11 protein-coding genes are annotated in these 13,713 nt (G+C 64.8%); 7 read left to right on the top strand and 4 right to left on the bottom strand.

Features of this window, described 5'->3' with window-relative positions; all coding sequences use genetic code 11:
• Positions 1–9 precede the first annotated feature (9 nt).
• Together QLQ15_RS14410 and QLQ15_RS14405 are read left to right on the top strand one after the other, a co-directional pair.
• The gene (locus QLQ15_RS14410) at positions 10–1,161 is read left to right on the top strand and encodes a hypothetical protein (RefSeq protein ID WP_283213458.1); all 1,152 of its coding nucleotides are present in this window, start codon (positions 10–12) and stop codon (positions 1,159–1,161) included.
• 115 nt (positions 1,162–1,276) lie between these two features.
• On the top strand, positions 1,277–1,504 hold the full coding sequence (locus QLQ15_RS14405; RefSeq protein WP_283213457.1) for a hypothetical protein: 228 nt from the start codon (positions 1,277–1,279) through the stop codon (positions 1,502–1,504).
• Between the two features lie 70 nt (positions 1,505–1,574).
• On the opposite strand, the gene QLQ15_RS14400 is transcribed toward QLQ15_RS14405, so the two are convergent.
• Both QLQ15_RS14400 and QLQ15_RS14395 read right to left on the bottom strand, forming a co-directional pair.
• Entirely contained in the window at positions 1,575–2,606 is a 1,032-nt protein-coding gene (locus tag QLQ15_RS14400) for an NADP-dependent oxidoreductase (RefSeq protein WP_283213456.1), read from the bottom strand.
• 10 nt (positions 2,607–2,616) lie between these two features.
• Positions 2,617–3,849, bottom strand: a complete 1,233-nt coding sequence (locus tag QLQ15_RS14395) for an MFS transporter (RefSeq protein WP_283213455.1) — start codon at positions 3,847–3,849, stop codon at positions 2,617–2,619.
• Positions 3,850–3,923: 74 nt separating this feature from the next.
• Here QLQ15_RS14395 and QLQ15_RS14390 point away from each other — a divergent pair, with 74 nt between their 5' ends.
• From QLQ15_RS14390 to QLQ15_RS14370, 5 genes are all read left to right on the top strand, one after another.
• Positions 3,924–4,952 (top strand): AraC family transcriptional regulator, encoded by a 1,029-nt coding sequence (locus QLQ15_RS14390; RefSeq protein WP_283213454.1) that lies wholly within the window; start codon positions 3,924–3,926, stop codon positions 4,950–4,952.
• 131 nt (positions 4,953–5,083) lie between these two features.
• A complete protein-coding gene (locus QLQ15_RS14385) occupies positions 5,084–5,425 on the top strand; it encodes a hypothetical protein (RefSeq protein ID WP_283213453.1) in 342 nt (113 codons plus the stop codon).
• Between the two features lie 984 nt (positions 5,426–6,409).
• Positions 6,410–7,552 (top strand): SDR family oxidoreductase, encoded by a 1,143-nt coding sequence (locus QLQ15_RS14380; RefSeq protein ID WP_283213452.1) that lies wholly within the window; start codon positions 6,410–6,412, stop codon positions 7,550–7,552.
• Between the two features lie 89 nt (positions 7,553–7,641).
• Positions 7,642–8,082, top strand: a complete 441-nt coding sequence (locus tag QLQ15_RS14375) for a hypothetical protein (RefSeq protein WP_283213451.1) — start codon at positions 7,642–7,644, stop codon at positions 8,080–8,082.
• Positions 8,083–8,253: 171 nt separating this feature from the next.
• Positions 8,254–10,587 (top strand): nitric-oxide reductase large subunit, encoded by a 2,334-nt coding sequence (locus QLQ15_RS14370; RefSeq protein ID WP_283213450.1) that lies wholly within the window; start codon positions 8,254–8,256, stop codon positions 10,585–10,587.
• Positions 10,588–10,833: 246 nt separating this feature from the next.
• On the opposite strand, the gene QLQ15_RS14365 is transcribed toward QLQ15_RS14370, so the two are convergent.
• Positions 10,834–11,076, bottom strand: coding sequence for a DUF6522 family protein (locus QLQ15_RS14365; protein WP_283213449.1), 243 nt, complete (start codon positions 11,074–11,076; stop codon positions 10,834–10,836).
• Positions 11,077–11,356: 280 nt separating this feature from the next.
• On the bottom strand, positions 11,357–13,690 hold the full coding sequence (locus QLQ15_RS14360) for an arylsulfatase (RefSeq protein WP_283213448.1): 2,334 nt from the start codon (positions 13,688–13,690) through the stop codon (positions 11,357–11,359).
• Positions 13,691–13,713: the final 23 nt, after the last annotated feature.

Raw genomic sequence — 13,713 nt, 5'->3', positions numbered from 1 at the left:
GGAACAGGGATGAAGCGGATCGCGTGGATTGCGGTGCTGGCGGCGTGCGTGGCGCAGCCGGCCTGGAGTGGAACGTTCGACAAGAACGACGCGCTCAAACCGGACGAGGGCATCCTGCTCACGACCATCGCCTGCAGCGGTGGCCCGGTCGCCGGTGTACAGGTATTCGAGGAAGGTACTTCCAGCAGCGGCGGCTTCTTTGCGTCGTTCAAGGCCGCGGGCAGCATCGGTTGCCGCGAGGGCATCTGGACGCTCCGCCTGAAGGCCGGGCGCTACTACGTCGGGCAACTCTACGGGGTCTCCGACAGCCTCCCGGTGCCGCCGGAGAAGGCGCCGCATTTCAATGTCGAAGCCGGCAAGCTCAACTACGTCGGTGACCTGTATGTCGGCGGCCAGGGTGGCGTGTCGTTGGACCAGGAAACCCAGATGCGCGTGCTGGGCCGCATGCTGACCGTGCTGAACCATGAGCCGCAGATGCGCGAGCAACTGCAGCAACCCGAACACGCGTGGATGGGGCGCTATGCCTTCGTCGTCGACAAGGACCTCCCGCCGCCGGTGCCGGTCGGCACGATGACCTCGGCGGAGGCCGGGCTGACGAATGTGACGGTGCAGCTGGGCAAATGGCGGTGGAAGCGCGGCGACGATGGCCAGCCGATGGTCTGCCGCCGCCTGGTCCCGTTGCCGAAGGGCTTCAAGCCGGAGCCCGGCGAGCCGCTGCGCTGCGATGGCGACTTCGTTCCGGTCGCGCAGTTCGTCGCGGAGGAATACGGCGCCGAGGCGATGCTCCATCGCTCCGAAGCCTTCGATGGCGATGAGGGAGCGCTTACGCTGGCGGTGTCGGTCAAGCGCGGCGCGTTGCCGCCTTCGCTCTCGTGGATGCCGGACACGCGCCCGAAGGAAACCGTCCGACGCCAACTGGACGTGCCCGCCGGGCGCTGGTCGACCGGCCGCCGCGGCGTCGGTGTCTGCTACAGCGCCGAGACGTCCGACGCCATCGACATCACCAGCACGCCGAAGGAATGCGGTGAGAGCCTCATTTCCACGCGCGAATACCTGCGCGTGAAGGTGGGCCCCCACGCCCGTTTCGTGTCCAGCGCAACCAGCGGGCCCGATGGCAAGGCGCTGCGCATCGACTACGACATCGACGTGCCCAAGCAGTGATTCGACCGGTGCTGCGAGCATGGCTCGCTCCATCGGGGCACGCACGCCTGACCATCGCAACATTGTCCACCCGACCACGGGTTTCAGTGGCTGACCGAACGAAGGAACGAAACCGATGAACTGGAAGAGAGGCATCACGCGGCTTTATCTCGTCGCCTGGGCGGCATGGCTCCTCGCGTTCGGCGGGAAGACGGCGGTACTGATTGCCGCGAATGCCCACCATGGAGAGCTCGGCATGGCGCTGGGCGTCTTTGCCTGGCTTGGGCTGGTGCTTCCAGGCGGTTTCCTGATCGCATTGCGCTGGGCGCTGGATGGCTTCACCCATCCGCACGACAACCGCTGAGCCTGCCGATTCGCTGCCAGGGCCGGTTCAATCTGGGGCAAGCCCCGAGGCTTGCATCGGATCGCGCCTCCTATTCGTCCGTCACCCGCACCACCACCTTGCCGAAGTTGCGGCCCTGCAGCAGACCGATCAGCGCGGCGGGCGCCTGTTCCAGGCCGTCGACGATGTCTTCCTGAAGCCTGATGCGCCCCTGCGCGATCCACTGCGACATGTCGCGACGGAAGGCGGCGAAGCGGTCGGTGTAGTGATCGAGGATGATGAAACCCTGCATGCGCACGCGCCTGGCCAGTATCGTTGCGAGCAGTTGCGTGCGCTTGTCGGTGCCGTGTGCACCTCCCTTCTCGTTGTAATGCGCGATGAAACCGCACACCGGAACCCGCGAGTGCAGGTTCAGCAGCGGCAACACGGCGTCCAGCACATCCCCGCCGACGTTCTCGAAGTACACATCGATACCGTCGGGACAGGCCACGGCAAGACGCTGCTTCAGGTCGGGCTCGCGATGGTCGATGCATTCGTCGAAGCCCAGCACCTCCACGGCATGCCGGCACTTGTCCACGCCACCGGCGATGCCGACGACGCGCGCGCCCTTGAGCTTCGCCAGTTGTCCGACCACCGAACCCACCGCGCCCGTCGCAGCGGCGACAACCACGGTTTCGCCCGCTTTCGGTTCACCGATGTCGAGCAAACCGACGTACGCGGTGAAGCCCGGCATGCCCAGGCCACCGAGCGCGAGCGACGGCTGGGGCAAATCGCCCAATGGCGTGAGGCCGGCGCCGTCCGAGACCGCGTAGTCCTGCCAGCCCACGTTCGACAGGACCGTGTCGCCGACCTTGAAGCGTGGGTTGCGTGATTCGACGACTTCGCTGATGGTGCCGCCGACCATCGTCTGGCCAAGACGCACGCCCGGCGCGTAGCCGGGACCGGCTTCGTCCATCATTCCGCGCATGTAGGGATCGAGCGAAAGGAAGCGCGTGCGCAGAAGCACCTCGCCTTCGGCAGGTTCGGGCGCGGCTTGCGTCTCCAGTTGGAAGTCGCTCGTCCTCGGAAGTCCCTGCGGACGCGCGGTCAGCGTGATGCGGCGATTGAGGCGTGGTTCGCTCATGGTTCGGATCTCAGTTGGCAGGCGTGGAGGCGGTGATCGAAGTGGAACCCCGCGGACCGTAACGCAGCGTCAGCAAGGCGCCGAGCGTCATGGCAACCACGGCAAACAGCGGCCCGCCGAGTGCGCCGATGTGATCGACCAGCACGCCGCCGCCGATGGCGCCGGTGGCGATGGCGGTCTGGAAGGCCGCGACGAGCAGGCCGCTCGCGCCCTCGGCCTGGTCTGGCGCGGCACGCACGATCCAGATCTGGAACCCGACCGGAAACGCGCCGAACGCGAAGCCCCACAGCACGATGGCCAACGATGCGACACCGGCCGATTGCCCCGCCAGCAGCAATGCGCCGGCAAGCGTGGCGATGATCACGCTGCCCAGCACGATGGCATTGCGCTCGCTGCGGCCGGCGACGTAACCGCCGGCAAGATTGCCGAAGAATCCGCCGATGCCGTAGCCCAGCAGCACGGCGGAGATCGCCCCGATCGAAAGGTGGGTCACGTTCTCCATCAGGGGGCGGATGTAGGTGAAGCCGGCGAAGTGACCCGAGATCACCAGCAACACGACAACGAGCGCGGCACGCACCGGGCCCCGTGCCAACAGCTGGCCCAGCACGCGCAGATCCGGCTGCGCTTTCGGCGGCAAGGCCGGCAGAGTGGCCAGTTGCGCGACGAGCGTGACCACGCCCACCGCCCCGGCCGCAACGAACGCGCTGCGCCACCCCCACGTATCGCCCATCCATGCGCCGATGGGCGCCGCACATACGGTGGCGACGGAGACGCCGGTGAGGATCAGCGACATCGCGCGTGGGAACAGGTCATCCGGTACCAGGCGCAGCGCGAGCGGCGCAGCCATCGACCAGAACCCGCCCAGCGCGACGCCCAGCAGCAGACGGGCGACGAGCAGCGTCGTCAGGTTCGACGCGAACACGGCAATCGCATTGGACGCCAGCAGCGCGAAGGTGAGCGCGATCATCACGTGGCGACGATCCAGGCGGCGCGTGAGCACCGGGATCGACGGCGCCGCGATCGCGCCGACCAGCGCCGTCGCGGTGACGGTCTGGCCCGCCGCGCCTTCGCTGATGCGAAGGTCGGCCGCCATCGCGGTGAGCAGGCTCGCGGGCAGGAATTCGGCGGTGACCAGGCCGAACACGCCGAGCGTGAGGGAGACGATCGCGGGCCAATGCGCGGGTGCGGACGCTGCCGATGGCGCGGCATCGTAGTCGCGGACAGAACACTCGGTTGAGGACACGAAGGGCTGCCAATGGGTTGGGGCAGCGCAGGTTAGGCGTACGATGCAGGCGTTTCCATGTCGGATCGGCCGCAATGCATGATCATTCCTCCCGCTTCCTCTCGTCCGTGCCGCCCCCCGAAGCGAGCGACCTGCTGACCCGCGTGCTGCTGGGCCTGCGTCTGGACGGCGTGGAATACGGTCGCTGTGTGATGAGTGAACCGTGGGCGATCGCGTTCCCCGCGCGGCGCGATGCGCGCTTCCACTTCGTCGCGCGCGGAGGCGCATGGCTGTGGACGCCGTCCACCGAGTGGAAGCAACTGCATCCCGGCGACGCCGTACTGCTGCCGCGCGGAAGCTTCCACATCATGGCGAGCTCGCCGGATGTGCCGGCGGTCGACATCGACCAGCTTTCGCGCGAAGCCGTATCGGAGAACCTGTATCTCGTGCGTTCTACAACGCCAGATGGAACGCAGGCAACGCAGGCCGAATCAAGCGTGATGTTCTGCGGCGCGATGCGCTTCAACCTGGACCCGCTGCATCCGCTGCTGGCGATGATGCCGGACCTCATGCATGCGGGCGATCTGGTCAAGCGCGATCCGGCGGTGCTCGCCTTGCTCGAAGCGATGGAGCGTGAAGTATCGCTGGACCGCATCGGTGCATGCGGCATCCTCGCGCGCCTGGCCGACGTGCTGGCCGCCAGCATCATCCGCGCGTGGGTGGAATGCGGTTGCAGCGATTCCACCGGTTGGATCGCGGCGGTGCAGTGCCCGAAGGTCGGCAGGGTCATCGCGGCCATCCACGCCGAACCCGAGCGCAACTGGGACGTGCCCGCACTGGCAAAGCTCATGGGCGCATCGCGCTCGCGCTTCGCCGAAGCGTTCACGCGCACCGTCGGCGAAAGCCCGGCGCGCTATGTCGCAAAGGTGAAGATGTTCCAGGCGCGTCGCTGGATCCAGCAGGAAGGCATGCGCGTGACCATCGCCGCCGAACGCCTGGGTTACGATTCGGAAGCCTCCTTCAGTCGCGCCTTCAAACGCATCATGGGCATGCCGCCCAGCGCTGTGCGTGGCCAGGAGGTCAGTTACAAGGGGCGAGTTGGTGCGGGGCTGAGGCGGGTCTGAGAGTTCGCGAACGTCCGCTTCTTCGGATCTCTGGTTCCGTCCCGACAGCGGCGCTGGCCAGCGGTGGTATTGTCCGGTTTCGACCCAAAACGGACATCCGGTTCGACAATGTGGTCTGGGGAGGGATCACCATGCGTCAACCTTTACTCGCAACAGCGCTGCTGCTTTCCGCGCTCTCCGTTCATGCGGATTCACCAGGCAAAGAAGGCGCTGCAGTCGAGGGCACGATGACTAACGAGAAGCTCAGGCAGGACACGATGACGGGGGTCAGGCAACAGGTCTCGACGCTGGGCTGCACGCACATCGATTCCGTCCAGCCATATGTCGTAGCGATGCCCCAAGGGGAGCCTGGCTCGCGTGTGTGGCGTGAGCGCTGGGTAGTCACCTGCGGCTCGAAGCGACATCCAGTCGACATCCGCTTCAACGAGTCTGGCCTCAATGCCGCTGACTACTCGGTCACGGCAGTCCGCTGACGGCTCATTGGAGCAGAAGCCGCTTCGCGGATCGGCTTGATCCATGCGTTCGTGCATGTCCGCTTCTGTCCGATAGCGGATATTGGGCCGGAATGTGCCACCCACCACACGGCACGGGCTCAATGTGCATCTGTACTTGTACTCGTTCGATTGACTTTGGAATGACAACCCGGGGCTGGCGATGCAACTCAGGGACGTTGCGGTACTTGCATTTCTACTCCTGGGCATTCCATCGCCAGGATGGTCGCAAACGGCTGAAGACATACGCGTGTGGGACGAGACGCGAGCCAGGGAGCTCGCACGCCTGCCCGAGGTGGTGCGATCGTATGCAAACTCGATCGGCTGCCAGGTCGGGTTCGAACCCAGGAACGTCGTGCGCTGGGAAGGGATGCCAGAGATTCGGTACGTGGCGTTGATCTCACTCGATGACGGCTGTTCTGGCGGGAGCGGAAGCTGGAAGTCGGTACTTGTTGCGGTGCGTGAGGGTGCATCGGGCGAGCTCTTCGTCCATCCCGGGTACTCGCTTCCCGAGCTCACTTCCATGCGGTTTCCGCAGCTGATCGACTCCATCTACAACACAAGGCAGGGTGTTCATTTTGTCGGGCGTATCCCGCAGGGAGATGATCCGAGCAACAGGCCATCAAGACGCGTAAGTGGCACTGTCGCATGGTCCGATAAAGGGTGGATCGTCGTCGGGGGCGAGTGCAGCGTCCAGCAGTGTTGATGTGCGCTTCCGATCCGGAGCGGACGTGGTGGCAGGCCAGGACCCACCATGCGCGGCGAAGGAAACGCTGAAGGAGCCGACGGCGCATTTCCACTTTGCTGTGGTTTGTTGCCGGCATGGGATCATTTCGTCGCTGTCGATGTTCGATGGCGCATTGGCGTGCCCAGGCAGGGCGGATTAGAGTTGGCCCGTTTGCAGCCGGAGGGGGCCAGCCGAGGGGTGGCGTCTGACGGTGCGCCCGCTCAGACAGGAGCCATTCGATGACCACCCGCCGTGACCTGCTCAAGTTCAGTGCGCTTGCCGCCGCCGCGGCTGCGCTGCCATCGTTCGCCTTCGCGCGTGGCGATAAACCTAAGGGGCGGGCGGCCAAGCCGTTGAACATCCTCATTCTGGGCGGCACCGGGTTCACGGGGCCGTTCCAGGTGAAGTACGCGTTGGCGCGCGGGCACAAGGTGACGCTGTTCAATCGTGGCAAGCGGCCGTCGCCGGAGTGGCCGGGCGAGGTGGAGCAGCTGCTCGGCGATCGCAACACGGGCGATCTCAAAGCGCTGGAAGGGCGCAAGTGGGATGTGTGCATCGACAACCCCACCAGCCTGCCGTTCTGGGTGCGCGACGCCGGCAAGGTGCTGGCCGGCAACGTCGGGCATTACCTCTTCATCTCCACCATCTCGGTGTATGCCGATGGCAGCAGGCCTGGCATCGCGGAGGACGATGCACTCGCCGTCTACAAGGGCAAGGACGCGATGGCCGAAACGCAGGAGACGCTGCGCGCCGACATCGAGAACCTGTACGGCCCGCTCAAGGCGCTGAGCGAGGCCGAAGCGCGCAAGCAGTTCGGCGAGCGCGTCACGATCGTGCGCCCGGGTTACATCGTGGGCCCTCGCGACGAGACCGACCGTTTCACCTACTGGCCGCACCGCGTTGCGCAGGGCGGCGAAATGCTGGTGCCCGGCGATGGTCTGGATCCGGTGCAGATCATCGACGGCCGCGACCTGGGTGAATGGATGATCCGGCTGGCGGAGGCGGGCACCTTAGGTGCATTCAATGCCGTCGGCCCGGAAAAACCGCTGACCATGGATGCGATGCTGCACGCCTGCCAGAAGGTCACGGGCGCGAAGCCGACCTACACGCGCGTCACGCCGGAGTTCCTCGAAGCGCAGAAGGTCCCCGAGCTGCCCATCTGGGTGTCGAGGAAGAGCGGCCCCTACGCAGGCTACGGCGCGGTCAGCAACGTGCGCGCGATCCAGGCCGGACTCACCTATCGACCGCTCGAAACTACAGTGACCGACCTGCTCGCCTGGTTCCGCAGCCAGCCGGCCGAGCGTCAGGCCAAGCTGCGCGCCGGCCTCACCCGCGAACAGGAAGCGGAGCTCCTCAAGGCGTGGCACGGCGCGGGCGCGTAGTCGTCGCGAATGAGCGTGCGAATCCCGGCCGGTGCTGATGCTGATGCCTGTTTTCGCGCAGCCTCATTGCTTTTAACCATGGCTCGCTTATGAACCGTCTGCTGCTCAGCGTTCTAATCCTGCTTCTTCCAGCATGCGCTGCAGCCCAAAAGCATGCTTGGGAGACAGATCCCGTTGAGTCAAAAGTAGGGATTCATGTCATCCCCAACTTCGGAGACGATCCAACCGTCTACTCGCCGATCATCACCGAGGACTCCGTGCGCTCAGCGCTCAGAAGCGTCGATTGGGATAGCGGCTTTCACCAGGTTGTGGTGGTTCTATCGCCTGGCACCTCGATGGAGGTAGGAGGCAGTCTGGATCCACGCCATGGGCTTGCGGCCGTATACCGGAATCGCAGCGAGATGGCCGAGGCAGTTACAAAGCAGGCGCCAGAAACCGTGGACGATATGGAGGCAATTCTTGTCGCCTTCCTCAAGCCCGGAGATGGCTGGATGCGAGTTCAGGAGTTCGAGTTTTCTGGTCGGCGTTAGGCCGAACGATTCATTCAAGCCGACGTCGTTTTCGCGGTGCGGACTTTGGTTGTCCACGGCATCCTCACATTCAGGTCGTAAGCTGGCAAATGGACACGCTTGGCCAATTGGTCCAGCGCAGCGAGCAGTTCTTGGCACGTGGATCCAGGACGTCCTCTACAGGAGGCTTGCATGAGCAGTGCTCGAAAGCTGTGGCTGGGCCTTGCGGTCCTGCTTGTCGCCTCGTTCTCCGTGCTGCTGTGGGCCGGTAGCGAGATCTTCCGGGCCGCGCCTCCCATCCCGGAGAAGGTCGTCGCGGAGAGCGGTCAAGTCGTCTACACGCGCGCCGACATCGAGAAAGGCCGCCAGGTGTGGCAGTCCATCGGCGGCATGCAACTGGGGTCGATCTGGGGGCATGGAGGCTATGTGGCGCCCGACTGGAGCGCCGACTGGCTGCACCGCGAAGCGATCGCGATGCTGGACCTGTGGGCGCGTGCTGACGGTGGCATGGCCACTTATGGGGAACTTCCTGCGGAAAAGCAGGCCGCATTGCAGGGGCGCCTGCAGGCGCAGTTGCGGAAGAACACCTACGACCCTGCGACGAAGACGGTCACGTTGACGATGGATCGCGTCGTCGCGATCTCGAACGTCGCCGCGCACTACGAAAGCCTGTTCGGTTCCGACCCGGCGACGCTGGAACTTCGCAAGGCATACGCGATGAAACAGGACACGGTGCCCGATGCGGCGAATCGGCGGGCCCTCACCGCGTTCTTCTGGTGGACCGCCTGGGCGGCAACGACCGAGCGCCCCAAGGAAGCCGGCGATGCCATGGTTCCGGATCAGCGCGGCGTGGTTTCCAGGCAGGTCACCTACACCAACAACTGGCCGAGCGAGCCTCTGGTGGGCAATACACCACCAGCACCGCTGTGGGTGTGGTCCGCTTTCAGCGTGCTGTTCCTGATCCTTGGCATCGCGCTGCTCGGCTGGCACCACGCGGTCAGCCATGACAAGGAGGAGGCCGGGCACACCATTCCCGCGACCGATCCGTTCGCCACGTTGCGCGTCACTCCGTCGATGCGGGCGGTGGCCAAGTACTTCTGGGTGGTCCTGGCATTGTTCCTGGTGCAGATCCTGCTGGGTGCCATCACCGCGCATTACCAGGTGGAAGGTCAGGACGCCTACGGTTTCGCACTGTCAGAAATCCTGCCGTACTCGCTGTCGCGGACCTGGCACACGCAACTGGCCGTGCTGTGGATCGCAGTGGCGTGGCTTGGCACGGGACTCTACATCGCGCCGGCCTTGTCCGGCCACGAACCGAAGTACCAGCGTTTCGGTGTGAACTTCCTCTTTGTTTCGCTGCTGATAATCGTCGTCGGATCGTTCGCCGGTCAGTGGCTGGCGGTGATGCAGAAGCTTGGGCTCGAGCGCAACTTCTGGTTCGGCCATCAGGGCTGGGAGTACGCCGACATGGGGCGCTTCTGGCAGTGGTACCTGTTCGTCGGGTTGTTGCTATGGGTCAGCCTGGTCGGCAGGGCGTTGTGGCCGGTGCTTCGCGACAAGACCAACGAAGCGCGGCACATCATCGGTCTGCTGTTCATGTCCACCGCGGCCATAGGCCTGTTCTTCGCCTCGGCACTGATGTGGGGCGAGCACACCCACATCTCCGAAGTGGAGTATTGGCGCTGGTGGCTGGTGCACCTGTGGGTCGAAGGCTTCTTCGAGGTCTTCGCGACGGCCGTGATGGCCCTGATCTTTACCCGTCTGGGCCTCATCCGAACCTCGACCGCGACCGTCGCGGTGCTGTTCGCGACGATCGTGTTCATGGCCGGCGGCGTGCTCGGCACGCTGCATCACCTGTACTTCGTCGGGACCCCAACCGCGGTGGTGGCCCTGGGGGCCAGTTTCAGTGCGCTGGAGGTGGTGCCATTGGCCTACCTTGGATTCGAGGCGTACCACACCTACAAGCTGGGGCAGTCCACTCCATGGATGGTGCGCTACCGCTGGCCAGTGGCGTTCTTCATCGCGGTGTCGTTCTGGAATCTGGTGGGTGCCGGTCTGTTCGGGTTCCTGATCAATCCGCCACTTTCGCTGTACTTCATGCAGGGGCTCAACCTGACCCCGCTGCACGGCCACACCGCGCTGTTCGGCGTCTACGGCATGCTGGGCATCGCCCTGGTGCTGTTCTGCCTGCGTGGCCTGCGCGGTCAGATGCGCTGGAACACCGGGGCGCTCAAGACCGCTTTCTGGTGTCTCAACATCGGGTTGGCGCTGATGGCATTGCTGACGCTGCTGCCGCTGGGCACCATGCAACTGCTCGCGGCAATCGAACACGGCTACGCCTACGCGCGTTCCGCGGAGTTCATGCAGAAGCCGATCGTATCGATGCTGGTGTGGATGCGCGTCCCCGGCGACATGATCTTCAGCGTCGGCGCCCTGGCATTGGCCTGGTTCGTCCTGCGTCTGTGGATCGCGCCGAACCGCGACACGGCGCTGTCCGGAGAGGGTGAACCAGTCGACCGCGGCTGATGACCCGAGCGGTAGGCGGTGAGACCGCCTGCCGCGCCCGACGCAATGGCATGCAGGCTGTCGTGGTGCTGGGTGTGTTGACGATGCGACGAGGGCGCAGGCAACAGGCGGTGAGCTATGCGCTGGCCTGCTTGCGTTCGGCATCATCCGCTCGGTGCGTTGCTGGCTTTGCTTCAATGAGCCCGGGCGATCCACATACGCCGTCTCATGCCTTGTGCTTGCGCCGCTTCGAACACCCTGCGGGAACTAGGTCGTCACGGAGAGCACTCGCCCAGCATGATCCAGCACCAGTCGCACCTTGCGCCTGGCGTAATAGAAGCTGGCCCGATACGTGCCCACGTCCTCGGCGACGCCTCGTTCGCACAGCAACGTGATCTGCCTGCGCTCCATCAGTTGCTTGAACTCGGCAACCGCCAGGCCCAGATGGCCCGCCACCAACCCGGCGTCGACGTCGATCGTCCTGTTCCTGGAACCTGCGCTGTCGTTCACTGCCACTCCACCCCAGCTTGACGGTCGGGACGCTCAAGCATCCATCCTGGGCGGGCAGACGCCTTTGACCCAGGTCAACCGGCAACGCGAATGGGGCGATCTGGACACCCCGTCATGAAGGGGCCCGCAAGGTTGCTGTCGGGCGAGTCACTCGTGTCACCGGGTTGCACGATGTATGCGCGAAGTCCGCTAGAGCGAGACGTCTTTGGATGACGCTATCGCGCCGATAGCGATCGTCCGCCATCGGTAAAGCGGACGTTCGCGTGTCCGCCCGCGCGTCCTAGTAGTTGATGCCCGCGTGGAATCTGGCCTGCATCACGCGTTCTTCGTCCTCGCTGAGTCCGGGGTCGCCGAGCACGATGTCGACCTGGCCAATGACGCCGTCGAACGCAAAGGGCGGCTTGTAGTCCTTGCACACGGGTGAGCCGGTGTCGCAGCCGACGCCGAACGTGTCGATGCCGAAGCGGCCGGCGACGGTGCGTTCAATGCGCTGCTTGCCGACTTCGTTGCCATCGACGATGAGTACCGCCTCGCCACCCTTGCCGGCGCCACCACCGTCGTAGCGGAACTCGAACGAGACGGTGCAACGGCCGTCCGGAAGCTCGACGCTGGACTCCACGGATGTACGTTCCATCTCGAAGAAGTTGTAGTGGTAGTACGGCTTTCCGCCCTTCACGTACAGGACGAATCCCGCCGACTGGCCACCCTCCGCGAGCAACACACCGTCGCCTTTCTTCTCGATGGTGACATCGATGCGGTGCGAGCGGTTCTTCGTGTTGGGCGCGGCCGTTTCGGCCAGCCGCACGGCGCCGGGGAAATAGGTGAAGCGCCGGCGCTTCGGGTCCGCACCACCCGGCGGCGGCTTGGGCTCGGTCAGGCGGCCAGAGCCGCGATCGTCGAGTGGAAGCACGTTGTACTTCTGGCAGGCCTCGTCGAACAGCTTCTTCAGCGTCTCGAGCTTGTCGGGATGCTTCTGTGCCAGGTCGTCGTTCTCGCTGAAATCCTCGTCGAGGTGATAGAGCTCCCAGCGGTCCTTGTCCCAGTTGCCCGGCGCGAAATCCTGTCGCCACGGAAAGGTGTGCTGGGCGCATGCGATCCAGCCCTGATCGTAGATCGCGCGATTGCTGAATACTTCGAAGTACTGCTGCTCGCGCACCGGGCGTGCATCGGCCGAGGCGAAGGTCGATGCGATCGACACGCCGTCCATGGGCTTCTGTGCAATGCCGTTGACGGTCGAAGGCGCGGGAATTCCGGCGACGTCCAGCACCGTGGGAAGGATGTCGATGAGGTGGGCGAACTGGCTGCGCACGCCGCCGACATCCCTGATCTTCGCAGGCCACGACACGACCATCGGATTGCGTGAGCCGCCCAGGTGGCTGGCCACCTGCTTCACCCACTGGAACGGCGCGTTGCCGGCCCACGCCCAGCCGAGCGGGTAGTGCGGCTCGGTATCCGGGCTGCCGATCTCGTCGATGACCTTGAGATTGTCCTCGAGGTTGGAGGGCAGGCCGTTGAGGTTCATCACCTCGTTGACGGTTCCCGTGAATCCGCCTTCGGAGCTCGCGCCGTTGTCGCCGACGATGTAGAACACCAGGGTGTTGTCGGCATCGGGCAACTCACCGACAGCGTCGAGCAGGCGACCACATTCGTGATCTGCGAATGACAGGTAGCCGGCGAAGTTTTCCATGAAGCGCGCGTACAGTCGCTTCTCGTCGTCGCTGAGCGAGTCCCACGGTTTCACCCATTCCGGACGCGGCGTGTTCTGCGTGCCCGGCGGAATCACGCCCAGCTTCAACTGGCGCTGATAGGTTTCCTCGCGCACGGCGTCCCAGCCCTGGTCGAACTGTCCCTTGAACCTGTCGCGCCAGTCCTTGGGCGAATGATGCGGCGCATGCGCAGCACCGGGTGCGAAGTAGAGCAGCACCGGCTTGTCGGGGTTGACGGACTTGCTGTAACGCAACCACCCGATCGCGCGGTCGGTCATGTCGGTCATGAAGTGGTAGCCGTCTTCGGGCGACGTCTCCGGCTCGACCGGCCGCGTGTTCTCGAACAGCACCGGGTAGTACTGGTGGGTCTCGCCACCGATGAAGCCGTAGAAGTAGTCGAAGCCCAGGCCGGTCGGCCAGCGATCGAAGGGGCCAACGACACTGGATTCCCAGTCCGGAGTGTTGTGGTTCTTGCCGAACCATGAGGTGTTGTAGCCGTTGTCCTTCAGGATGCGGCCCATCGTCGCGGTGCTCTGCGGGATCATGCAGTTGTACGAAGGGAATCCCGTGGCCCACTCGGCCAGGAAGCCGGATCCGCAGTTGTGGTGGTTGCGCCCGGTGATCAGCGCGGCGCGCGACGGCCCGCAGATGGCAGTGGTGTGGAAGCGGTTGTAGCGAAGGCCTGCGTCGGCGAGCTTGTCCAGCGCCGGCGTCGGAACCGGTCCGCCAAACGTGGAGGCCTGCCCGAAACCCACATCATCGAGCAGGATGATGACGACATTCGGAGCGCCCTTGGGCGCGGCCGGCAATGCGGGCCACTCCGGCGTGGACTCCTGGTAGGTCGGGCCGATCTTGCCGCCAAACGGCGGGTCTGGCATGGGCAGTTGCGACCGATCGGCCTTGGCCATTGCGCGCCTCCATACAAGGGAAG

The organism is Lysobacter stagni (genome assembly GCF_030053425.1).
GTDB classification, from domain to species: domain Bacteria; phylum Pseudomonadota; class Gammaproteobacteria; order Xanthomonadales; family Xanthomonadaceae; genus Lysobacter_J; species Lysobacter_J stagni.
Note: the sequence above shows the minus strand (reverse complement) of the source record. Positions and strands in the feature narration are given on the sequence as shown.

What these genes read in the sequence shown, in the direction of transcription:
- QLQ15_RS14360 (WP_283213448.1), bottom strand. Translation starts at nt 13,690, where the DNA reads ATGGCCAAGGCCGATCGGTCGCAACTGCCCATGCCAGACCCGCCGTTT.
- QLQ15_RS14375 (WP_283213451.1), top strand. Translation starts at nt 7,642, where the DNA reads ATGAACCGTCTGCTGCTCAGCGTTCTAATCCTGCTTCTTCCAGCATGC.
- QLQ15_RS14390 (WP_283213454.1), top strand. Translation starts at nt 3,924, where the DNA reads ATGCATGATCATTCCTCCCGCTTCCTCTCGTCCGTGCCGCCCCCCGAA.
- QLQ15_RS14405 (WP_283213457.1), top strand. Translation starts at nt 1,277, where the DNA reads ATGAACTGGAAGAGAGGCATCACGCGGCTTTATCTCGTCGCCTGGGCG.
- QLQ15_RS14400 (WP_283213456.1), bottom strand. Translation starts at nt 2,606, where the DNA reads ATGAGCGAACCACGCCTCAATCGCCGCATCACGCTGACCGCGCGTCCG.
- QLQ15_RS14370 (WP_283213450.1), top strand. Translation starts at nt 8,254, where the DNA reads ATGAGCAGTGCTCGAAAGCTGTGGCTGGGCCTTGCGGTCCTGCTTGTC.
- QLQ15_RS14385 (WP_283213453.1), top strand. Translation starts at nt 5,084, where the DNA reads ATGCGTCAACCTTTACTCGCAACAGCGCTGCTGCTTTCCGCGCTCTCC.
- QLQ15_RS14410 (WP_283213458.1), top strand. Translation starts at nt 10, where the DNA reads ATGAAGCGGATCGCGTGGATTGCGGTGCTGGCGGCGTGCGTGGCGCAG.
- QLQ15_RS14380 (WP_283213452.1), top strand. Translation starts at nt 6,410, where the DNA reads ATGACCACCCGCCGTGACCTGCTCAAGTTCAGTGCGCTTGCCGCCGCC.